This is a genomic window from Candidatus Defluviilinea proxima (assembly GCA_016721115.1).
GTDB lineage: Bacteria > Chloroflexota > Anaerolineae > Anaerolineales > Villigracilaceae > Defluviilinea > Defluviilinea proxima.
Genome location: JADKIW010000001.1, coordinates 369,264 through 392,334, shown reverse-complemented (window position 1 = coordinate 392,334; position 23,071 = coordinate 369,264). Strand labels below are relative to the sequence as shown.

Annotated in this window: 23 protein-coding genes and 1 pseudogene; 4 read left to right on the top strand and 20 right to left on the bottom strand. The window is 48.0% G+C overall.

Features of this window, described 5'->3' with window-relative positions; genetic code table 11:
- The first annotated feature begins 7 nt into the window (after positions 1–7).
- Positions 8–1,463, top strand: a pseudogene (locus tag IPP66_01885) (NADH-quinone oxidoreductase subunit N).
- Positions 1,464–1,556: 93 nt separating this feature from the next.
- Here IPP66_01885 and galE read toward each other — a convergent pair.
- From galE to IPP66_01870, 3 genes are all read right to left on the bottom strand, one after another.
- The gene (galE, locus tag IPP66_01880; GenBank protein MBK9924017.1) at positions 1,557–2,537 is read right to left on the bottom strand and encodes a UDP-glucose 4-epimerase GalE; all 981 of its coding nucleotides are present in this window, start codon (positions 2,535–2,537) and stop codon (positions 1,557–1,559) included.
- Between the two features lie 104 nt (positions 2,538–2,641).
- Positions 2,642–3,346 (bottom strand): class I SAM-dependent methyltransferase, encoded by a 705-nt coding sequence (locus IPP66_01875; GenBank protein MBK9924016.1) that lies wholly within the window; start codon positions 3,344–3,346, stop codon positions 2,642–2,644.
- 237 nt (positions 3,347–3,583) lie between these two features.
- On the bottom strand, positions 3,584–4,672 hold the full coding sequence (locus tag IPP66_01870; protein ID MBK9924015.1) for a glycoside hydrolase family 43 protein: 1,089 nt from the start codon (positions 4,670–4,672) through the stop codon (positions 3,584–3,586).
- 174 nt (positions 4,673–4,846) lie between these two features.
- Between IPP66_01870 and IPP66_01865 the strand changes: the two genes are divergently transcribed.
- Entirely contained in the window at positions 4,847–6,454 is a 1,608-nt protein-coding gene (locus IPP66_01865) for an FAD-binding oxidoreductase (GenBank protein ID MBK9924014.1), read from the top strand.
- A gap of 41 nt (positions 6,455–6,495) precedes the next feature.
- Here IPP66_01865 and IPP66_01860 read toward each other — a convergent pair whose 3' ends face one another.
- The 3 genes from IPP66_01860 to IPP66_01850 form a co-directional block, all read right to left on the bottom strand.
- A complete protein-coding gene (locus IPP66_01860) occupies positions 6,496–7,488 on the bottom strand; it encodes an alpha/beta hydrolase (protein MBK9924013.1) in 993 nt (330 codons plus the stop codon).
- A gap of 128 nt (positions 7,489–7,616) precedes the next feature.
- Positions 7,617–8,753 carry a hypothetical protein gene (locus IPP66_01855; protein ID MBK9924012.1) on the bottom strand — a complete coding sequence of 379 codons (1,137 nt, stop codon included), beginning with the start codon at positions 8,751–8,753 and terminating at the stop codon, positions 7,617–7,619.
- Positions 8,740–9,222, bottom strand: a complete 483-nt coding sequence (locus IPP66_01850; GenBank protein ID MBK9924011.1) for a DUF4383 domain-containing protein — start codon at positions 9,220–9,222, stop codon at positions 8,740–8,742. The genes IPP66_01855 and IPP66_01850 overlap by 14 nt, the downstream gene beginning before the upstream one ends.
- A 58-nt stretch (positions 9,223–9,280) precedes the next feature.
- On the opposite strand from IPP66_01850, the gene IPP66_01845 reads away from it, so the two are divergent.
- Together IPP66_01845 and IPP66_01840 are read left to right on the top strand one after the other, a co-directional pair.
- Positions 9,281–9,946, top strand: a complete 666-nt coding sequence (locus tag IPP66_01845) for an HAD family phosphatase (GenBank protein ID MBK9924010.1) — start codon at positions 9,281–9,283, stop codon at positions 9,944–9,946.
- A gap of 27 nt (positions 9,947–9,973) precedes the next feature.
- A complete protein-coding gene (locus tag IPP66_01840) occupies positions 9,974–10,987 on the top strand; it encodes a fatty acid desaturase (GenBank protein ID MBK9924009.1) in 1,014 nt (337 codons plus the stop codon).
- Between the two features lie 83 nt (positions 10,988–11,070).
- Here the strand turns inward: IPP66_01840 and IPP66_01835 are convergent, their stop codons facing one another.
- The 14 genes from IPP66_01835 to pstC all read right to left on the bottom strand — a co-directional run bounded on the left by IPP66_01835 (position 11,071) and on the right by pstC (position 23,006).
- Positions 11,071–11,421 (bottom strand): STAS domain-containing protein, encoded by a 351-nt coding sequence (locus IPP66_01835; protein ID MBK9924008.1) that lies wholly within the window; start codon positions 11,419–11,421, stop codon positions 11,071–11,073.
- A gap of 141 nt (positions 11,422–11,562) precedes the next feature.
- Positions 11,563–12,183, bottom strand: a complete 621-nt coding sequence (locus IPP66_01830; GenBank protein ID MBK9924007.1) for an MBL fold metallo-hydrolase — start codon at positions 12,181–12,183, stop codon at positions 11,563–11,565.
- A gap of 171 nt (positions 12,184–12,354) precedes the next feature.
- On the bottom strand, positions 12,355–12,750 hold the full coding sequence (locus IPP66_01825) for a RidA family protein (GenBank protein MBK9924006.1): 396 nt from the start codon (positions 12,748–12,750) through the stop codon (positions 12,355–12,357).
- Positions 12,751–12,862: 112 nt separating this feature from the next.
- Positions 12,863–13,225, bottom strand: a complete 363-nt coding sequence (locus tag IPP66_01820) for a hypothetical protein (protein MBK9924005.1) — start codon at positions 13,223–13,225, stop codon at positions 12,863–12,865.
- A gap of 303 nt (positions 13,226–13,528) precedes the next feature.
- A complete protein-coding gene (locus IPP66_01815; protein ID MBK9924004.1) occupies positions 13,529–14,086 on the bottom strand; it encodes a hypothetical protein in 558 nt (185 codons plus the stop codon).
- A gap of 148 nt (positions 14,087–14,234) precedes the next feature.
- Positions 14,235–15,014 (bottom strand): hypothetical protein, encoded by a 780-nt coding sequence (locus IPP66_01810; GenBank protein MBK9924003.1) that lies wholly within the window; start codon positions 15,012–15,014, stop codon positions 14,235–14,237.
- A 216-nt stretch (positions 15,015–15,230) separates the two neighbouring features.
- Positions 15,231–15,914: a hypothetical protein gene (locus IPP66_01805; GenBank protein ID MBK9924002.1), complete on the bottom strand. Its 684-nt coding sequence runs from the start codon at positions 15,912–15,914 to the stop codon at positions 15,231–15,233.
- Positions 15,915–16,104: 190 nt separating this feature from the next.
- Entirely contained in the window at positions 16,105–16,773 is a 669-nt protein-coding gene (locus IPP66_01800; GenBank protein MBK9924001.1) for a hypothetical protein, read from the bottom strand.
- Positions 16,774–16,934: 161 nt separating this feature from the next.
- Positions 16,935–17,687: a hypothetical protein gene (locus tag IPP66_01795; protein ID MBK9924000.1), complete on the bottom strand. Its 753-nt coding sequence runs from the start codon at positions 17,685–17,687 to the stop codon at positions 16,935–16,937.
- Positions 17,688–17,935: 248 nt separating this feature from the next.
- Complete coding sequence (gene lipA / locus IPP66_01790; protein ID MBK9923999.1) at positions 17,936–18,874, bottom strand: lipoyl synthase; 939 nt, start codon at positions 18,872–18,874, stop codon at positions 17,936–17,938.
- 28 nt (positions 18,875–18,902) lie between these two features.
- Positions 18,903–20,168 carry a nodulation protein NfeD gene (locus IPP66_01785; GenBank protein MBK9923998.1) on the bottom strand — a complete coding sequence of 422 codons (1,266 nt, stop codon included), beginning with the start codon at positions 20,166–20,168 and terminating at the stop codon, positions 18,903–18,905.
- A 161-nt stretch (positions 20,169–20,329) separates the two neighbouring features.
- The gene (locus IPP66_01780) at positions 20,330–21,085 is read right to left on the bottom strand and encodes a phosphate ABC transporter ATP-binding protein (GenBank protein ID MBK9923997.1); all 756 of its coding nucleotides are present in this window, start codon (positions 21,083–21,085) and stop codon (positions 20,330–20,332) included.
- 68 nt (positions 21,086–21,153) lie between these two features.
- Entirely contained in the window at positions 21,154–22,020 is an 867-nt protein-coding gene (pstA, locus tag IPP66_01775; protein MBK9923996.1) for a phosphate ABC transporter permease PstA, read from the bottom strand.
- The gene (gene pstC, locus IPP66_01770) at positions 22,017–23,006 is read right to left on the bottom strand and encodes a phosphate ABC transporter permease subunit PstC (protein MBK9923995.1); all 990 of its coding nucleotides are present in this window, start codon (positions 23,004–23,006) and stop codon (positions 22,017–22,019) included. Before pstC ends, pstA begins: the two co-directional genes overlap by 4 nt.
- Positions 23,007–23,071: the final 65 nt, after the last annotated feature.

The following is a 23,071-nucleotide window of genomic DNA, read 5'->3' as shown; positions in this document are numbered from 1 at the left end:
TAATGCCATGACCCTAACACCAACTGATTACGAAGTACTCACACCCTATCTCCTGCTCACCGTTTGGGCATGTGTCCTCCTGCTTGTAGACCTCTTCATTCCGAAGGGCCGCAAAGGTATCACCGCATTACTCTCTGTACTTGGGCTTGCCATCACACTCGGTTTTACTCTGGCACAGATCGGTAAAGAAGAAGTCGGTTTCAACAACATGGTTGTGCTCGACGGCTTCTCGACCTTCATCAACGCCCTGCTCCTCGTCAGCGGTTTGCTTGGTATCGCCCTTGCTTATGGGTATGTCAAACGCATGGGCATCGAACGCGGCGAATATTACACGCTCCTGCTCTTCAGCGTCACAGGCATGATGCTCATGGCGCAAGCCGCCGACCTCATCATCGTTTTCCTCGCGCTTGAATTGCTCTCCATCCCGCTCTACGTTCTCGCGGCGTTTGCCCGCCCCAAAGTGGAATCAGAAGAAGCAGGCATGAAATACTTCCTGCTCGGTGCCTTTGCTACGGGATTCGTCGTCTACGGCACTGCCCTGGTCTTTGGAGCGACCCGGTGCTACCGGCCTCGCCGCCATCGTTGAATCCGCCTCAAACGGGACCTCAGGCCTGCTCCTGACCATTGGGGCTGCTCTCCTCCTTGTGGGCTTTGGCTTCAAGGTCGCGGCTGTTCCCTTCCACATGTGGACGCCTGATGTCTATCAAGGTGCGCCGACAGCCGTCACCGCTTTTATGTCATCTGGCGCCAAGATCGCAGGCTTCGCCGCATTGCTCCGAGTCTTTGCCACAGCTTTCCCATCCATTGCCACAGATATGACCGATGTGCTCTGGGGTCTGGCCGCTGTGACGATGATCGTTGGCAATCTCATCGCCGTCTCCCAAACAGACATCAAACGCCTGCTGGCATATTCCAGCATTGCGCATGCAGGTTACATCCTCATGGCCTTCGTGCCATATGGTAATCCTGATTCTCAGATCGCATCCACCGCTATTGCCGCTGGCTTGTTCTATCTCGTAGCCTACGCCGTGACCAACTTCGGTGCATGGGGTGTGGTCATTGCTCTTGAACAGAAAGAAGGTAAAGGGCTTGCAATTGAAGATTATGCTGGCTTGGGCAAGAAATATCCTGCTCTTGCTGCTGCAATGACAGTCTTCATCCTTTCGTTGATCGGCTTTCCTCCCACGCTCGGCATGGTCGGTAAGTTCTACCTCTTCCGATCCGTGATCGATGGTGGCTTTATCTGGCTTGCCATCATTGGCGTATTGACCTCGCTTGTATCCGCGTTTTACTATTTGCGCGTTGTCGTCACCATGTACATGAAAGACGGCGATCCTGCCATCGAACGTGAAACGTGGCTTAGCCTAGCCACCGGCCTGACCGCGGTTCTTACTGTACTCATCAGCCTCGTGCCGAAACCCCTCTTCGCATGGGCAAGCGAAGCGTTGTTGAAATTGTTCTAGATAATGCAGACTTCCGAAGTCTTTAAGACTTCGGAAGTCTATAAATAAAATCAAAAACGGGACTGTGATTATCACAGTCCCGTTTTTCTATCGCTATTCTTCGTACCCGTTCGGATGCTTCACATGCCAGGCCCAGGCCATCTCAATGATCTGTTGCAGGTTCGGGTAACGCGGTTCCCAACCGAGCTCTTCCATGATTGCGTCACTGCTGGCGATCAAGGTAGCAGGGTCACCGGGGCGGCGGGCACCTGTCACGGCAGGGATGGGGTGCCCGGTCACTTTGCGGGCGGTCTCGATCACTTCGGCCACGCTGAAGCCTTGTCCATTGCCAAGGTTATACGTGCGACTGCCCTGATCGAGGGCGCGGAGCGCAAGGATGTGCGCGCTGGCAAGGTCAAGCACGTGAATATAATCGCGGACACAGGTTCCATCGGGCGTGGGATAGTCATCGCCGAAGACAGTGATCTTTTCACGTTGGCCGAGCGCTACCTGTAAAACCAACGGGATGAGATGAGTCTCAGGATCATGCATCTCGCCTAGGTCCTCATGAGCCGCGCCACAGGCGTTGAAGTAACGTAAGGCGGCATAGCGGAAGTCGTAGATCTTATCCATCCAATACAGGAAGCGTTCGATAATGTATTTCGATTCGCCGTACGGACTGCCCGGCACGATACGCTCGGTGGCTTTGATGGGCATTTCTTCAGGGTCGTCGAACAAGTTGGCCGTGGATGAAAGGATAAAGCGGCGCACACCATGTTCCACTGCGCTTTCGATGAGGTTGAGCGCGTTGCGGACGTTGTCAGAGAGATAGAGGAAAGGCTTTTCCATCGACTCGCCGACGAGCGTGTTGGATGCGAAGTGCATGATGCCATCGGGTTTGTGTTTGGCAAGAGCGGCATCAATGACAGCGCGATCTTTCAAATCGCCTTGGATGAATTCAGCCTTGGGGTGGACAGCTGCGCGGTGTCCCTGTTGGAGATTGTCGAAGACGACTACTGAGTCGCCTGCACGGATTAGTTCATGGACGACGGTACTGCCGATATACCCAGCCCCGCCTGTTACAAATACTTTCATGATTTCACCTTTTTATAAGAGATTTGTTTTTGGAATTGTACCTGATTGAGGGTTTCCCAAACTGGATTCATGACGGGTTGGTAGGGTTTTGGTTATCATTTTGATTATTTCTTTTTCGCAATGACAATATCCTGCGACCCCAAATAATCGTCCCTGCCAGACCAGTCTCCGTATTTGATAAACTTGTCAATCTTTAGATTATTGGCTTGGTATATATGCTCGATATATTTCGCGTCATACCCAACTGCAGATTCAGGGTTGGATTTGTTTGGCGTTCGATAGTTTTTTCCTTGATGAATAAAGTCGAGATTTGAGACACTTGAGCGGTTCAGGCTTTTCGGGTCGTCTGTTATCAAAAAATAGGTGATGAAACATTTACCACCTGGTTTGAGAACGCGGGAGATTTCGCGTGTATAGCTTTCCGTATCTGAGGGGAGCATATGTGTGAAAACGGAAATGAGAAAGATAAGGTCAAAAGATCCATCATCGAATGGGAATTTGAACTCCTGAGCCTGCAACTTCCCGTCTGGATTGTAACGCTCATGATATACATCGCCATGCACAAAATGAAAGTTCTTATGTTTTGCCGAGATATGATCTTGACACCACTCGATCACATCAGGTCTATTATCAAAGCCCCAGTAGCCACCTTGGTCAGATAAATATTCCGTCAAAGGGATTGCCATTCGCCCTGCGCCACAACCGATATCGAGTACTTTGTGATCTGGTTGTAGGCCTGCCATCTCGACGAAATATCCCCTGAACTCCTGCCCAACCTTGATAAAGTTCTTAGGCCCTACCATCATCATAGACTTGGGCGGCAACATACTATTTGGATTGATTACCCTTTGGATGAAATCGCTGGGAAAATAGGCGATCTTCTTAAATAGATGTTGTAAGGGGTAGGGAATAAGTTTCTTGTATAGTTTTTTCATATGTGACCATCAGAGATACTATCTTGGTGAATTATACGCTCTGTAGTAAACAAAAATTGGACTGAGTATTAACTCAGTCCAATTTTTGTTTAGTTTTATAAGAATGATTTTTTACGGGTCTAATGTCTGGATCGTGCCGTCTTCGTTGTAGGTCAACTCGGCGACTTTGATGTTGCGTTTGTGTGTGGTGCCGCCTGAAAGTTCGGCATCGTGATAGAAGAGATACCACTTGCCTTGGAACTCGACAATGGAGTGATGTGTGGTCCAGCCGAGGACCGGGGTGAGAATATATCCTCTGAATTTGAACGGACCCATGGGATTGTCGCCAGTGGCATATGCAAGATAATGCGTAGTACCTGTGGAATAGGAGAGATAATAGATGCCGTTGTACTTGTGCATCCAGGCGGCTTCGAAGAAACGTTTGTCATCTTCGCCCGCCAGTACGGCGGCGTTATATTGATCCAGGAGGGTGATCTCTTGTGGAGCGCCATCGAAGTTCAACATATCTGCTGAGAGTTTTACAACACGCGGGCCAATGGCTACGTCACTGCCTCGCGGGCCTGTGCCTTCGGGGTTGAACTCGTTCGTTCTCCATTTTTCGAGCTGGCCGCCCATTAATCCGCCGAAGTACATGTAAGCCTGCCCATCATCGTCAATGAAGACGGCTGGGTCGATGCTGAAACTGCCTTGGATGTAATTCGGCTCGGCTGTGAAGGGACCAGCAGGTGAATCGCTGGTTGCTACACCGATGCGGAAGATGTGATCCTTATCGCGAGCGGGGAAGTAGAGATAATATTTGCCGTTCTTGTAGGTGGCATCGGGAGCCCACATTTGCATCGTGGCCCAGGGAACGTTCTTCACGTTCAACACTTCGCCATGATCCACAGGCAGGCTGTTCATATTCTCCATGGAAAAGACATGATAGTCTTCCATGTCGAACTGGTCGCCCTGATCTGTTTCTGGTTTGTTGTGATCCAGATCATGCGATGGATAAATATAGATCTTGCCGTCAAAGACATGTGCCGAAGGGTCGGCTGTATACATGTTCGTGACAAGCGGCTTTTTGAAAATGTCCATGACTTCCTCTGTGGGGGTGGGTGGGATGTCGGTTGGCTTCGGCGTGTCTGTTGCTGTTACTGCTGGAGCACAGGCAGATAAGAGTAGGAACACACAAACCAACCAATTTTTATATTGTTTCATTTTTTTGTCCTTTCCAAGCGCCCATTATAAGATAAGTCTGTTATCTATGTCCCTTTTTGTTCATGCATTCGCTGTAAGGACTGTTTACTATACTTGCTTGACACTGACACTTCCAAGCCCTAAAATCGTCATTATGGACCCGAATTCACTATATTATTCTAAAGGACATAAGGGATGACTCAAGAACAAGGCAAGCCTATCAATAAGAAAAAAATGGTCGCTTCGATCGTTGCGATCTCTGCCATTGCTGGGACGGGCTATCAGGTGAACAGACTTTCTGCTGACCCTGTGGGTGTAAAGGATTGTCCACCTCTGTTTGCAGAGTATGCGGTGGTGGATTCTCCGACCAACGTGGAGATCAAGCCGTTATCTGCTGGGGAACGCCTGCAATGGGAACAGAAGGGTGGGACGATCAATGATGTGAGTTGTTTGAATCGGACAGCGGTGTATGGCATTATCAAGATCACAAGCGTGGAAGATATCAAGAATGCCTTGCATTTTGCCCGCGAGAATAAACTCAAGGTCTCGATGGCGGGCGTAAAGCATAGCATGGGTGGACATGCTTTTTTCAAGAATAACCTCGTGTTGGATATGAAAGGCTTCAATAAGATCGAGTTGAATGAAGCGGAGAAGACCATCACCGTACAAAGTGGAACAACCTGGCACGATATTCAAAGTTTTCTGCATCCGAAATATGCAGTGAAGGCTATGCAATCATCAGATATTTTCACGGTGGGTGGTTCGATCTCGGTCAACGCACACGGCATGGACCATCTCGCAGGTTCGGTGGGGAGTAGCATCCGTTCGATGCGTGTGATGATGGCGGATGGAAGCATCGTCAATGTGAGCCGTGAGGAGAACCCTGAGTTGTTCAGTCTCGTCGTTGGCGGATACGGTCTCTTCGGGGTCATTCTCGATGTTGAACTTGAGATCGTGGATAATGATATCTATCAAACCGAACGTCAACTTGTGAATTACAAGGATTTTCCTCAGATCTTTGAGAACGAGATCTTACCTGACCCGAATCTGGGTCTGTTCTACGGACATCTTTCCACAGCAAAGAGTTCATTGCTCGAGGAGATGATCTTTTACAAATACACCAAGGTGGATATCGGTGAAGCAGACGTGCCTCCGTTGGGCGAAGTGTCTGGTATCAAATTGCGTCGTTTTGTTTTTAACTTTTCCAAGCTTGGTGCTGTGCCGATGAACATCAAATGGTACATGGAGAAAAACATCGAGCCAAAGCTGGAGTCTTGCACGGTCGTGCCACGTACACAGGCCATGGCGGAGGGCGAAGCGTGTTTTGTATCCCGCAACGAGCCGATGCATGACTCTGTTCCATACATCCTCAACAATCTGAAAGGCGAGACGGATATCCTGCATGAGTATTTCATCCCTCGTGAGCAGTTCATTCCATTTGTGGATGGGCTTCGCCGTATCGTTCAGGAACATGATGTAAATCTGCTCAATGCTTCGGTGAGAGTGATCCACCCTGAGAGTAATTTCCTGAACTACGCTCCTGGTGAGATGTATTCCATCGTTCTGTATATCAATCAGTCAACGACGCCTGAAGGCAACGAGAAGATGGGAACTGTGACTCGTGAATTGATCGACCTGACTGCCGAAGTGAACGGACGTTTCTTCCTGCCGTATCAATTGCACTATACCCCCGAGCAACTCCAACGCGCTTACCCCATGATCGGCGATTTCTTCGCATCGAAGAGGGCCTATGACCCCGATGGTTTGTTCACAAATACGTTCTACGAGAAGTATGGGAAGTGAGTGACTTAGACCTCGGAAGCCTCAAAGACTTCCGAGGTCTTTTATTTTGCCAGGAACTCTAACACGATCTTCATCAATCCATCCAAATCTTCCAGATGTGGGATGTGATTCACATCCTTCATCATTACCAGTTCAGAGTCTGAGATAAGACTTTGCAAGTATTCTCCCTCTTTGATGGGAATGACCGTGTCGCTGTCACCCCAAACGATCAAAGTGGGCATGGTGAGTGACGCATAATTCTTGGGGTTGATTGTTAGCGACTCTTTCTGTACTCCCAACACAGACTGGAGCCAATCGCCTAATGTGTTTGTTGCGCCTTTCAATACAAGTGGCTCTTGCAATATCTTGATCTTCTCTTTCGTAACATCATCGGGGTCGAGAACCATTGCAGAGATCAATGTCTTCGTGAATAGCGGATTTGTCCCTGTGACGGCAATGACAGGGTTTCGTACAATAGGCGTTCCTAAAAACATATCAATGGCTGTGGGCTTGCGGTCTGGCGGTGTAGGCTGAAGATTGAGGTTCAACCCGCCAACATCCAGTAGGATCAACGCATCGATTCGCTCGGGGATGGTCAATGCGGTTTCCAGTGTTGCACCACCGCCAAAGGAATGACCGAACAGGATGGCATGGTCAATTCCCAATGAGTCCATCAGCCCAATGATTCGTTTTGCTTGAGAAACGTTGTCATAGGAAGGCTTGGATGGCCTTTCGGAAAAGCCGAATGGGGGAATGTCAATGGCGATACAGCGATAGCCTGCCTCTGCCAATGGAGTCATCGTCTCGCGCCAGAGTCCGCTCCATGCGGCAGTGCCGTGGATGAAGAGAATGGGCTGGCCGTCTTCCGGTCCCATCTCTTGAATAAAGAGCTCCACATCTCCCGCTTGGACGAATCTGCCAGTAGATGGAGCGGCTTCTTGTCGCGTCTTTGTTTCACGCAAGCCTGCCAACGCTGTGAAGATCAGAATCACAGCGACCAGTAGACCGAATATCCAACCGATTGTTTTGAGAAGATAGCTCAGAATCTTTTTCATTTCAAATCCTTTAAACACAAAGGACACAACACTTGCACCTGCATGCAAGTGCAGGTGTGGTCACAAAGGAGACGAGCCCAAAGCCCTTAAACCTTTGTGTACTTTGTGCCCTTCGTGGTTAATCGTTTTCAATAATCGTACATATGCTCGAACTTGATATTCTTCTTCCCTTTCAACTCATCCAAAAACGAAGCCATGTCAGCGACGGGGACTTTCACTGCAACACGAGTCAGCCCCTCTTGAGTCAGAATCGGGAGATCGAAAAGATACGTTCCGTGCTTGAAGGAATAGTCCGCATCTTGTGAGCCGATCAATGTGAAGAGAATTTCGTCATTGCCTGCAATCTCAATGAAACGCACCCCACGTTTCAGCAAGCCAGGAACCGTGTCTGAAAAATATTCGAAGCGGGTGATGTAAATGAGTTGTCGTTGATCGTCTATCTGTTCGGTCAGTTCAAGATTGTCGTTCAACATGTCCTTTGTAATGCCCGAAGTGACCGCATAGATCTTCTCCACATCTGCGCCACCATAGGTTGCCTGCGCGCCGAGATTGGTCAGACCTGCATACAAGATCTTGCCACCATATTCGATGGTCAATGCGATCTTGCGTTCCCATTTGCGGATCGGGTCCTGTCCCCACAGATCGATCTGCCATACACCTTGAAGTTTTTCTTTGAACGGGAAGAAATACCACGGCGTGGTGTGTAGGAACTCGCCATACTCTTGCGCCACTTGCGCCGCGTACACTTCCTCTTCGGTTGGCTTATCGGAACTGACCCAATCGGTCACGCGCCCGATGGTGCCCTCGTAGGCGCCCTTCAACATATTCTCGGCGGTGAAACTGATGCCGATAAAAGCGTCGGTGAATTGCGAATCGCCATTGAACGGATAACGTCCCTTGATCTCATGACACACATCCACATAACTTTGCCAATACTGCCCTACAGCTTTGAAGTATGGAAAATTACTGGAACTATTCTTCTGCAGGAAGGCCGCGTATTCGTCCGTGCTATAGACGATATACCACTCAGGAAGCGTAAGATACGTTTTGGATTCAGGACGATAATAATCGGGAATCTTTGCAATTGCATCACGCATCGCCGCGTCGTCTAAAGTTGATTCTGGTTCCTCAACCTTTTCCCACACCTTGCACGCGATCAATGCGCGTGGCAAATTAATGAGAGATGGCCCCAATGCAATGAGAACAATGAGCCAGAAAAAGATGGCAAGCCCGCGTCTTACGGGTTTTCTATTACGCTTGTTCATTTGATGCAAGACGTTTGCTTAACACAAAGCCGATGAGTACAGCGATGCCACCGATGGCAATGTGCGGAATGTTGGCAAAGAACTTGAGTTTCCAATCCAGCGCGGTGTAACCGAAGAGGAAGATGCCGCAATCCAGATATCCCTGCCCAAATAGAAACCCTGTCACACCATCCAACCCATAGATAATGCCGAATAGTTTGAAGTAGAACGTTGAATCCTTGAGTGACCTCCATGCCGCCCATGCCGCCCATGCGCCCGACACATAATGTAGAAGGTTGTCGTACCATTCCAACTTGAATATCCCAAGCGTATATCCCTGCACATCATTGATAAACGGAATAAAGCTCAACGAACCGAGAATGGCGAACATAATTGCGTACACCCATGCGAGTTTTTGGATCAAACTGATTTTCATAAAAGCTCCTTGAATTTTTAAAGTGGACAACTTTGGTGAAGATATTATAGCCATATGGCTGGCCATTATCAACGTTCATTATCTTCCATCTATCCGCTTATAATCGCACCCTATGATCAAAGCACTCATCTTCGATTTCGATGGTCTCGTCCTTGATACAGAGACCCCTGAATACCTTGCTTGGAAAAATATTTATCAGGAATTTGGATTTGATCTCCCCATCTCGGAGTGGGGAAGCATCATTGGCGGATACGGCATCTCAAGCTTTGACCCGGCGGAACATCTTTCGCTTCTTTCGAAGGGACGGTTGGATTCTGTTTCCCTGCGCTCCCGTCATCGGCTGGAGAGTCATGCCGCTATTGCGCGTGAATCGATTCTGCCTGGGGTAGTGGACTACATCCGCGAGGCAAAGCGACTTGGCCTCAAGCTTGCCATTGCCTCCAGTTCACCGCACTCATGGGTGGATGTTCACGCGCAACGGCTTGGTATCTTCGATTCTTTTGACAAGGTCATCTGTCGTGACGATGTGGGTGTTGGTAGAACCAAGCCAAACCCAGATCTATTTTTATTGGCGCTGGAACAGTTACAGGTCCAGAAGAATGAAGCGATCATTTTCGAGGATTCTCCCAACGGTGTGAAGGCGGCGAATCGAGCCGGGGTCTTCGTTGTCGCGGTCCCAAATCCTGTTACCTCTTTGTTGGTGATCGAAGGCGCAAATTTAATCCTGCGTTCATTATCCGAATTGACCTTAGTTGAGCTAATTCATCAAGTACAATAGACGGACATTCCAACTGGAGGTATGTCTATGGCAACTGAAAAATTCAAATGGCAGGGGATCGTTTCAAAATATGCGTTTCCTGAAACGTGGCGGAGTGCATGGCAGGTGGCAAATTCGCTTATTCCGTTTGTTCTGGGATGGTACTTGATGGTTCGCAGTCTTACAGTGGGGTACTGGCTGACATTGATCCTGGCTGTGCCAACAGCGGGATTTATGGTGAGGCTGTTCATTATTTTCCATGATTGTTGTCATGGATCGTTCTTCAAAACGGCAAAGGCAAATGACAGGCTGGGACTGGTGCTGGGCGTGTTCGTGTTTACACCGTTCTATCAGTGGAAACACAGCCATGCCATCCATCACGCTACTGCCGGTGACCTGGATCGTCGTGGTATCGGTGATGTGTATACGATGACCGTTGAAGAATATCTGGCCGCGCCGTGGTATAGGAAGATCGGTTATCGCATCATGCGCAGTCCGATGATCTTGTTTACCATCGGTTCCTTTATTGTCTTTACGATGACGCATCGCTTCTGGGAGAAGGGCGCTGGCAAGCGCGAACGTAGCAGTGTGATATGGACGAACATTGCGTTGGCGGCCGTGATCGCATGGTTGATGATCGAGGTTGGCTGGGTGAATTTCCTGTTGGTGGAAGTCCCTATTCTATTGATCGCATGTGGATCGGGTGTTTGGTTATTCTATGTACAACACAATTTCGATCCCACGTATTGGGAACGTCATGCCGATTGGGAGTTCTTCAACGCAGGCATGGACGGCAGTTCATTCTATAAACTTCCTAAGTTGTTGCAGTGGTTCACAGGTAACATCGGCTTCCATCATATTCATCACCTTAGCCCGCGCATCCCGAACTACAAGCTTGAGGAATGTCACGCAGAGAACCCTGAATTCCAGATCGAACCGTTGACGTTCAAGGATAGTTTGAAGTCGTTGTTCTTCAGGTTGTGGGATGAGAAACAAAAGATGTTGGTAGGGTGGGAAGCAGTGAAAAGGTATAAGAGACAGACCGTAAAGGTTGATATGTAATCAAAAAGGGACTGGCGAAAACCAGTCCCTTTTTTTTGTGCGTTGGAGGACGCTCAATATGATTTCTTGAAAGGATTCAATCTCTAAAGCGAGGCGATGGCTTCTTCTACCGTATCGTAAATATCTATAAATTCGGCAATACCTGTCACTTGCATGATCTCGCTGATCATGGCGGTCGCGCCAGCCACTTTGAGACGCTTTGTATTGTCTGTCTGTGCCATGATCTTGTGGATCACTACGAGCGCGCGTAAGCCGATACTGGTGAGCGTGTTGGAGTTGTCCAGGTCAATGATAAGGTCACGGGTCCCATTTTCATACGCCTGTTTTGCCGTATTCTCCAACTCGGCAAAATTCCCCAAATGGATACGTTCGCGGAACCGAAATATAGTGACAGGGACGCGTCCGCTTGCTTGTGAGATATCTACTACAGCCATACTCAACCTCCATGAGGCAGGGAAATAATTAATTGGCGCAATCATACACCAAAACGTAGTAAAACCATCTGAATTTTATGCCTCAAATGGGGTATTTTTTCCCTACGGAGGGATGTTTGTCTGTGAGGGTATCAGTGGGAGTTAAGCCTCATGATGAGGTCGCCACGGCTCATCTGTGTGGGTGAGCCAAACCTGTTTGGGGTTGAGTGCGAGTACTCGGAGTTGACCTTCGGTGTGCGGCTCGTCAAGTTCGCCGAACCACACCGCCACGTCACCTCCGACGATGATCGGACGACTGTCAGTCTCGACGACAACCATTTGCATTCCATCTGTATGGCCCGGGGCTGGGACAAGCCGTAGACCGGGAAGCAGTTCGAACTCGCCATCGACCGGCACATACTGCACGCCGGGCGCATCAACCCACTCGCGAATCGTGTAATCGTCCTTACTGTGCGCGTCATCAAGTTCCTGACGTTGGACATAGATCGGTTTACCGGCGAAGAGGTGGTTGCCACCGCAGTGGTCGAAGTGCAGATGCGTATTGACGACGATGTCAATGCTAGTGAGGTCTAGGTCCTGCTTGTTCAATGGAAAGAGGCGGGGATTCATATCGGCTACGGCCGGGTGTAGTTCTGTCATGCCAGTGTCAACCAACACGCGCGCATCGGGATGGTCAATAATGTGTACGTAGACCGGCATCCGTTCGCCCTCGGCGAGTAGATCTGCAATGTGGATGGGTGTGATGGTGATTTCTTTTTTCATGGCTGTTCTCCTTTGTGGAATAATAGAACGTATTTTCTATTGTGTCAAGGTGAAAAACCACTTTTTAGAAATTGGCGAAGCGACCAATCGTTTGCATCCGTGGATCGTCCGTTTCCCCGTTATCTTTTGGAAACACTCTGCTAGCCTGCTTTTGCAGACTAGCCTTAATGTTTATTCTTTTGTAACCGCCGTCAAGTTCATTGTCAACAATACCCCAGGTTTTGGCAATTCATTAACACCTATTACAGTTCTCGCTGGCCTGTGACTTCTCATCACTTCAACATAGGCACGATTCATCTCTTCAAAATCCCGCATGTCTTTGAGAAATATATTTACGTGGACAATGTGATCTAAGTCTGATGACACAGACTCGAGCATTACTTGAAATGATTCAAGGATTTGCTTCGTTTGTGAATACACATCGGACCCAGCAAGCTGTCCTGATTGAGGATTTACCCCAGCGGTGCCGCCTATGCTAATGAATTGGCCAACTTTTGCTATGTGATTATATGGCCCAATAGGATTGGGGGTATTGGGTGGCGTGAAAGTTTCAACTTTAGGTGACATATTTTCTTTTCTCAACTTTGTGGTAATGCTTAATAGGGGTGGTCTTTTCTGCTGCATGCTGTGTTGGGCGGCGTGGGAGTATGTGATTGCCAATCATTCGCAAAAGGCATTTCTAAAAAACTCCGAAAGAGCGCAACACGGTGATCAGAATGGCGATCAGAACACCAACAACTATAAAGAAAATAAGCCGTATGTTGCCAATCAACCATGCGACAAGACCAACTTTATATCCCAAGGATCTCAATTTAGACTGGAGCTCTCCAACAGTCGGCTCAGTCAAAGTACTACCATCGGGAAAGACAAGCGTCGGTACACTTTCATTGCCATTATTGATAGTGCGAACACAAGCAGCGGCAACGCTATCTTGATGAATATCAATATATTCAAACTTGACCTTCGATTGTGTTAGTAGCCCTTTGACTGGACCGATGTTTGGGCAGGTTGGGTGACCGTAGACAATAATGGTGTCTTGCATTTATCCCGCTCCTGGTACACTATCGTTAAGTGCCATACCGAGGGTGGCGTCGATTACAACTCCTACACCTAATTTATTTGCGCTTATCGGTTGTGAAGGCGGTTTTTGTTTCATGGTTGGCTTCTCCTTGTTTTACTTCAAGACTCAGAAGGGTGTTTACTGCGCTGGGGCGGGGACGGCGAAGCCGTCCAGCCAGAAAAGGCTAAGGCGGGGAAACTGCCTGAAATTGCCGCAGACTCCCCAGCGGCAGGTGCACACTTTGTTAGGCAGGTTTTTGCCCACAAGAAACTGAGCCTTTAATATTTACGCCAATTTTAAAGCAATTTCATTTGCTATTTCTTGTAGTTTTAATATTTCTGGATTACTAAAATTGGGCATGACATCGAAAGTAATTTCCAATACACCCAATATATTTCCGTTTCGTTGAATTGGTAAAAATAAGCTCGCCCATGAATGAGGAAATATTGGGCTACCACCAAATAAATTTATGCCATCACCTACTTTTGCTTCTGAAATTTTCTCGGCTGAGGTTTTCCATGCAAAAATTTGTCCTGCTTCTAAATCTGTCAGACGTACTTCATTCAGAAAGTAGGCAGTTCCAGCCTGCTCATTAAAATTTCCGCTTTCAGTTATTATGATTTGATGCCCATGCTTGAGCAGTTTTTCTCCAAATTCTCCACTCCCAGCCTGTAGATTGATAAACTCTTTCTTTTCATCTGCAAGATATATTCCCACAAAATATAGATTCAATATCTTTGCGATAAGCTCAACGGCATAGCGCAAAAAATCGCGTCTGTCTTTTTCTTGTGCGAGGACAAAAAGCTGGTTTCGAGTATCGTTAATTTGCTTTGAACTAAACATTTATTTTGCAAGGAACTCCAACGGTTTGCGTTACCTGCGTGTGGGCGGGCGTGGACTCTGCCTGAGGGCAGTATAAACTCGAAGCCAGAAAAATGCCTGTAAATGGCGCAGACTACCTCCTGTCCAGTGCACGCGGTGTTAGGCAGTTTTACTGAATTTGCTTTACCTCTTTTTGATAGCTCTCCGAATACGGCTTGCTGAAATACAAGCCTTTGGGAACAGCAAACGCCAATCCTAAAGACATAATCCAAAATAAAATAGTAATCGGTTCGTTTTTCCATACCTCACTTAGTAAAGAGATTGTGGTATTCACAGGTAAGAAGACTGGCACGCGAGAGAATTCCAGCGACTGGACCAAAAAATAGCGGATGATGAAATATTCGGTTAAGATCAGCATGGACAAACTCAGAATAACACTCGTGACTTGTACCGATATCTCTTGCCGTTGTCTCGTACCGATTGTGACAAATTTGCCAATCGCCCAGCCAACTAGTATTGCAAGAACGCCGAAATGATATCCACTTAGAGTGGCAATCTTGTACCAGAAGACAGCAGGAATAAAGCCTGCAATTAAACCAAAAATTATTGCTTTCGACAAATGGTGTTCGTCCATGGTTGTTTGAATAGATTGTTCACTTATATCTGTCCAAAGTAGCGAACTCGGCATTACCTGATTAATGATATTTTCTATGCAATATACTATAACGCCAATACCGATAAAGCTTAATCCGTACGGAATTGGTATCACATGTCCAATTGACAGCACCATATCTGTATCAAAAAAAACAAGTATCAGCCCACCAATGATTCCCCAAAGCGAATTAATGATTGTGCGAGTTTTTGTTACTTTTTCCAGGTTGCGTCCACAGTGAACACACAAAACTCTGCCTTTTGGATTTTCTTGATTACAATGAGGACAGATCTTCATAGGATTTCCCTTGTGATAATTTTGCAAGTAACTGCCTAACGGTTTGCGTTACCCGCCCCGGGGCGGGGACGGCGAAGCCGTCCAGCCAGAAAAATGAAAGGGCGCAGAAAAAGCCTGAAAATGCGACAGAATCCCACCCGTCAAGTGCACGTTGTGTTGGGTAAACCGATTTTTGCAAGACTCGTTATTGAATCACCATGAAACAACCTAATCATTTCATATTCGATTATAAAGTGGGATTTCAGGAGTTTTAGTAACATTAGATGGGGGTCTATAAATTTTTATTTTTCGTTCAGAGTACATTTTCTCCAGTCTCTCTTCATTCTCTTTTCTTTTTTGTTCTTCTTTTGCAAACTCCAGTTTTGCATATTCCTTGAGGAAGCTGATATATGAATCCCATAGATCAGGACGACGAATATCCAGCAATTCAAAAAATCGAAGTCCATACTGATCCCAAATTGCCTTCTGAAATCTTAATTGCGATTCGCCTGGCAGCCGAGGAACTTTGTTCTCAGATTCTCTAGCACGAGCAAATAAATCACTGAGAAACTGCGGAGTATCAAATCTTGACTTAAATGCTTCTTCAGGAGATTTTCCATCGAGGAAACTATAGTCAAGGTTATTAGGACTGAACCAACAGAAGTACATCTGCCCTTCGTGCTCCATTGTTGAAGAATCGTCCAGTGCATGAATTCGACCATAGTAAATGTGCAGTGAATCTTCACGCATCTGCTGATGAAAATCTTTGCGATGGTAAATCTTAATTTTGCACCACTGTGATGTGTACACCAGCCAAGATTCTGGGTCTCCCTCATGTTTTGCACTCAATGTGAACCCCCAGTCTTTCATAGGTTGGTAGTTCTCTACTAATTGGAGCAATTCTGAAAAATCTGTTTGCATGTTCCTCTCCTAGAATTTAGTTTGATAACTATTTTATGACTGTTTACACAATAAAGGCATAGGTTTTTGCCTAATGGTTTGCGTTACCTGCGCTGGGGCGGGGACGGCGAAGCCGTCCAGCCAGAAATGCTAAGGCGTAGGAAACTGCTTGAGATTTGCGCAGATTCCCCGCCGTCCGCTGCACGCTTTGTTAGGCGCGATTTTCAAATAGACCCTGAGTAGCATTTAATATGTCGTCTGCTATTTCCAGCAGTTGGTAGTATGTAGCTGGGTAGCCATCTGCTAAAGTAATGTTGTGCAATTCGAGAATATAAGGGTCAAATTTATTTTCCCGTTCATCTCCTTCTTCAGTCCCAATTGGATGACTTGCTCCTAAGATATTTGCAACGCGCTTGATAAGAATTTCACGCGAAATTCTTATTTGTGGGTGGGCTTCATCTTTGGATGGCACTTCGTATATGCCAGATGCGAGCCATTCAGAAAATCTAAGTTTTGTGGATTGTGCTATGGGAGGTCCCGCTTCATAAAGTTTCTTGACCTCTTCGGGTGAGAGTGCCTTGTTGATAATTCTTACACCTCTTACTTCTACTCCTGGGCTTTCAACCCCACTACCTAAAGGCAAATATGTATATGTGCTGCCTTTGAGTATATTCTTGACGCTTTTTTGTGTGATTGTGTTTGTTAATTTTAGTTGAACACCTTTGGCTTCGGCAAGAGAATCTATGTGGCTTTTCATATCTACCCAGATTCTCAGACAATGTGACAAGTCAAGAAAACTAATAACATCTTTTTGTTTTAGCGATACGTGATAATGTCTTTCTAGTCGTTTAAATTGAATGAAAATATGATTTGTGTCCATTAGATACCTAAGCGCCTAACGGCAGGCGTTACTGGCAAGTGCGGGAATTAGCAGATAAAAGCCAAAGGTAGAAAATGCCAAAGGCGCTGAATCCCTTCAAGTGAGGGCAAAGCCCGCACTTGTCCAGTGCACGCGGTGTTAGCCGCCGCCCCAATTATGGGCTACTTTTTGACTTTATTTTGAAATGCTTGAATGCTATCTTTGATAATGGCATTCAGATTAATACCAAAGCCCATGATATTGGGCTTGAGTTCCAACCATTCAGATTTTTTAGCAATATCGTCTGTAAGCGTTTTTTTGCCATCCGCAGAAATGATATGGTAATCAAAAATACTTGAAACAGCATATTGGGTTTCTTGTGCGTTCAAAAATTCCGATTTGTTATTTCCATCGTAAAGTTTGGCTCTCCCCAACAATATAAAGGAAAAAGTTCCCCTGCTCGATGTAAGAAACATTTTCGCTAAAGATGTGTTGCAACTTGTGTCCCAAATTACATCGCTGCGAAAATGCTTTTTCTTTTCGATTGCATGTTCGTTATTGTCATAGGGGTCAACAATATGTAAATCTGTGAACCTGAAACTTGGCGGAAGAATGAAGTTGTAATAGCCGCCGTGCGCCTGTCGTTGAGAACCTACTGGAATGCCTAAATGCTCTAATGTAAAGAATATTAAGCCATCTGAATCCATCGGGCTATATTTTCTAAGTTTAGTTTGCTGGATTTGGATAGAACAAGATGATGTGTTGTAAATTCTTGCTCCGCCAATGTCCATAGAGTCATGACTAGAAAATTTTGTATCTATATCTCGCAATCTATCAATAACGACTTTCTCACCAGACTCTTTTGGAGTAATTCGGTAGGTCGTTAATACCCCATCGGGATTTAGGTAATCAACTAGCACGATGTCAAGATACATATTTTCTCCACATCAAAGATGAAAATTTTCAAAGACAGGCGGCTAACTAGTGTTTGTACAGCGCGCCGTATAAACACCCAATTTGGGATGTTATACAGCAATATTGCTGTATAACATCTTATATACTCCATAACAGCATTATAAGCCTGCAGAAAATAACCAACAATAAAAAACTCCCGCCGACCTCTCGACAGGAGTTACTCTCACGAATCGCTATCCGCTAATAGCTAAAAGCTAACCGCTAAGTGCTACTGACTCTCCCCATACAACTTGCGATGCACCACACTTAACGCTCTCACCTGTTCCGCCGCGTGATACGAAGACCTCACCAGCGGGTTCGACTCCACCCATTGGAAACCGATCTCTTTGCCGAAGTCACGCAGTTCAGCGAACTCTTCCATCGTGTAATAACGCGAGATGGGCATGTGTTTTTTGCTTGGTTGCAGGTACTGACCGATCGTCAGAATGTCCACGCCCCACGATCGTTGGTCACGCATCACGGCCTTGACCTCATCCATGGTTTCGCCGAGGCCTACCATGATGCCCGATTTGGTCAACACTTCGGGGTCGAGTTTTTTCGCATTCGATAACGTGGCCGCGGCCCACTCGTAATTATCCTGTGGCTGGACGGTCTTGAATAATCGCGGAACTGTTTCCACGTTATGGTTCAAAATTTCGGGGCGTGCTTCCATCACGATCTTCAACGCTTCGACAGAGCCTTTGAAATCGGGGATCAACACTTCGATCGAACAGCCCGGTCGCAATTCACGAATGCGGCGAATGACCATCGCAAAGATCGGAGCGCCGCCGTCGCGTCGTTCGTCGCGGTTCACAGACGTTATGACCGCATGTTTCAACTCCATCGACTTGACCGCCTGCGCCACGCGTTCCGCTTCGCCCCAGTCCAACAGTCCGGGCTTGCCATGTTTGATATCGCAGAAGGCGCAGGTGCGTGTGCACACGTCACCGAGCATCAAGAAGGTTGCGGTGCCGCTTCCCCAGCATTCGCCGAGGTTCGGGCACATGGCCTCTTCGCAAACGGTATGTAATTCCTTCGAACGCATCAATCCATGCACGCGTTCGTAATTCTCGCCCGCGGGCGCGCGCACCTTGATCCATTCGGGGCGGCGCAGTGGGCGAACGTCTTTTTCGGGGATGACCCGGTCTCTCGTAGGTGTAGCAGGCATAAGTTAAGTTTGAATCGCTTTCGTCCAATTATTTTATCTTTTTGACTTTCAATCGTAAACCTTTTACTTCGACGACTTCCACTGTATCGCCCTTACTGATTTGCTCGGACTCGGCAACCTTTTCCGCGCTCCACAGCTCCGATTCCAATTGGACCTGACCGCCCGCTTCATTCCACGTTTTGGCTGTTCCAGCTTTCCCGATATATTGTTCCACCCCGGTCAGTACCGGGCCATGGATGGTTCGTAACGCAAGCAGTAGAATGCCGAAGAACATCAGCCCGAGGAAGATGCCCATGCCCACCACCAATGGCACCGATACCCGTTGGAATTGCGGCGTGCCCGGTGAGTTGAACAACATCAGCGAACCAACGATGAATGAGGCAACACCTGCCACGGTCAGTGCGCCGTGCGTGGGCGCTTTGATATCAAGGATGAATAACACGAAAGCAGTAACGAGGAAGATCATACCGAACCAGTTGATCGGCAACACGCCCATGCCGTATACCGCCAGTGAGAGACAGACCACACCAAGAAAGCCAGCCGCCCATCCACCGGGATGCGAGATCTCGATCAGTATGGCTTGCACACCGATGGCCAGCAAAAGAAAAGCGATGTTTGAGTTGGTGAGCATTAAAAGGAAACTCTCGATAAAGCTCATATCGAGTGGTTCTGTTCGGGCGTTGGCCGTGTGGAGCGTGCGCGGTCCATCGCTCATTTGAACGGTCAAGCCATCGAGTTTGGTCAGTAGTTCGTCAATGTCATCGGCAAGGAAGTCTACAAGTTTTGCATCGAGTGCTTTGTTTGCATCAGCCGATGTCCCTTTTTCGATCATCGACTCGGCAAGCTTGAGGGCCGCATCGCCGCGCGGTGACACAAAGGGATGGATCTTTTCCTTTAGAGTGTTGATCTCCTTTGTCCTGAGATCCGAGTCAAGGTTTTGTCCTGAGCCATCAATCGGGATCACCGCCCCAATGGTCGTTTCGGGTGCCATCGCAGAAGCCTGTCCTGCCATCGTGATCAATGCTCCCGCGCTGGCCGCGATCGCCCCGCGTGGCGCTACATAGATCACCACAGGGACCTTGCTCGAACGAATCGCGTTGACGATTTCGAGCATGGTTCCGATGCCCCCGCCGGGGGTATTTAATTGAACAATGAGAAGGTCTGCGTTGCGCTGTTCGGCAGTGCTAATTCCCCGTTTGAAATACTCCAACATCGCGGGCTCAATAGGGCCGTCAGCGGTCATCACGAGGGCGAGCGGCTTGTCCGATTGCGCAGATACTTGCGAGAAAAGCATAAAACAGATCAAAGACAGAAGTAAAACTCGAAAATGTTTCATACAAATGATTATAACTGCTTTAGGAAAGACGCTTTTAAAATGTTAGCCACAGAATGCCCAGGGATTTTCTTCTGAGCGTTCTGTGGCTAATCATCTCGTAGGGTCGAATCGCTCTAATCTTAGAACAATCCCTCAAGATACTGTTTTGTGCGTTTATGTTGCGGGTTGTTGAACACTTCCTGCGCGGGGCCTGATTCGACCACTTCACCCATATACATGTAGATAACATAGTCCGCGAGGCGTTTGGCTTGCCGCAACGTGTGGGTCACGATCACGGTGGTGTATTGATTTTTCAACTCCAACAAACGCGCCTCGATGTTCTGTGATGAGATCGGGTCCAGCGCGGAGGTAGGTTCGTCGCCGAGGATGATCTCTGGTTCCACTGCCAGCCCGCGCGCAAGGCAGAGTCGTTGTTGTTGTCCGATGGAAAGGCTGGTGGCAGGATCATGCAATCTCTTATGCACTTCCTCCCATAAGCCTGCGATTTCAAGATAATGTTTTACCGCCGCTTTATAGTCTGTGCGGTCTTTCTTTAGTTTATGAATGTGCATGCCATAGACGACATTCTCGTAAATGGACATGGGCAGTGGCGAGGGGCGTTGTGCCAGTAATCCCACGCACTTGCGGACCTCGGTCACATCCACATCGTTTTCGTAAATATCCTGCCCGTCGATCAGCACATCGCCATGGATCTGTGTGCCTTCTGTCAATTCGAAGAAGCGATTGAAGGTCTTGAGTAATGTGGTCTTGCCACAACCCGATGGCCCCATGATGACAGTGATTTGTTTCTTGGGGATTTCGATGTTGATATCTTTCAAAGCTTGTTGCTTGCCGTAAAAGGCGTTGAGATTTTTGACTTGGATGTGTGTGTCCATAAATTCTCCTTTTGGAATCCAGAAGCTTGCTTCTGGATATTGGACAGCAAGCTGTCCGATTCCAAATATTATTTCACCGTATATTTATTCAGCCGTGATGAAAGCCAGCGTGAACCCAGGCTGACCGCTAAAACGATAATCGTTAAGATCAACGCGGAAGCATATCCGCGCTGTTGTACTTCAGGGTAAGGGGAGCCGAGTTGAAAGAACACAGCCAGTGGCAGAGAAGCCGTGGGCCGCATCAACGATGTGACGACTCGGTCCGTGTATCCAGCGGTGAATAAGACCGACGCCGCATCGCCAATGCCACGGCCGAACGCCAGCAAAACGGCTGTGACAATGCCCGGCAACATTTGTCGAACCACCACGCGTAGTGCTACTTCCAATTTGGTGGAGCCGAGAGCGAGGGCGGCATGTTCCTGGTCAACGGGCATGCGGCGAATAACTTCGTCCATGGCGCGGGCCATGATGGGGAGTTCGACCAATGCCAACACAATGATGCCTGCCAACAGTGACGCACGCATGCCGATGGCGATCATCAAAGTGAAACCGAACGCGCCATAAACAATTGATGGAATGCCCCACAAGACATCCAAAGATAAACGGACGTACTCGCCCCATTTCGAGTCACCGAGATAAGCTTTGAGATAGAGCGCAATGGGCAGACTGAAGATGATCGCGAGGAGTGTCCCGCCGACGGCAAGATAAGCCGACCCGATGATGGCATTCAGCACGCCACCTTCTTTGCCCATGTAAAAACCGCCTTTAGGACTTTGTGAGATCATGTCCCAGGTGAGGGCGGGTAAGCCGCGAACAAGGATCGTCCAAAGGATGAGACCCAGTGCGCCTGCAACGATTATCAGTGAAACCCGCATGATGGTCGTCATGAAGGTTTCCACGAGGTGACGTCTTTGCCAGTGCTTTTTCTTCATCATGCCCATGCTCGCCTCTTTACTCGTTGTAATATGATCGTGGAAAGGATATTGAAGATCAAGATAACGACCAACAAGACAAGCGCCGCACCCAGCAATGCCGCATCGTATAACGGAATGGACATCATGTCACCGTAGTTGTTGGCGATCAAGGCGGGGAGTGGATACGCTGAGTCGAAGATCGAAGTGGGGATTTGGGTGACATTGCCGACCACGATCAAGACGGCGATGGTTTCACCAAATGCGCGAGAAGCGGCAAGCACCACTGCGGCAATGATCCCTGGCAGAACTTGTGGCAGGACAATATTGCGAATGGTTTGCCACTTGGTTGCGCCGACCGCAAGCGATGCGTTGCGCAAATCATTGGGTACGGTGGCGAACACTTCATAAACTACTGAGATGATCAACGGTGCGATCATCACGGCAAGCACAAGTCCTGCCGCGAGGATTCCGAACCCTGTCGGTTGGTTGACAGAGAAGATCGAAACAGAACCAAGCCATCGGTCCGAAAGAGGCGCGAGCACTTCATCCACAAATGGGACGATGGCGAGGAGCCCCCATACGCCATAGACCACAGGTGGGATGGCGGCAAGCAGATCCAAAATGGGTTTGGCGGCGGAGCGTGTTCTTGCGTGTGCATATTCTGCAAGATAAATAGAAACGAGCAAACAGGGCGGCACTGCAAACAACACACCGACTGCTGTGACCCAAATTGTGCCGATGATAAAAGGTTTGAAGCCGAATAACCCCGTGCTGGGTTTCCACACTTCGCCAAAGAGCAGGTCTGTGAGTGGGTAGGCTTTGAGGATGGGCAAGGCACGCAGGAAGAGCGCGATGGTGATGATGGCGATCAAAATGACAGGCAGGAGTGTGACAATGAAGAAAACATTTTTCGCGGTTCGATCCTGACGTGCCCGAGCCAGGGTGGAAGGTCGGATCACCCGACCTTCTGTTTGGTTTTTGGTTTTGAGGGAAAGTGTTTCGCTCATTTGGTCCTTAGCCACAGAGTACACGGAGAGTTCGTCGCTGTGTACTCTGTGGTGATAAAAATTTG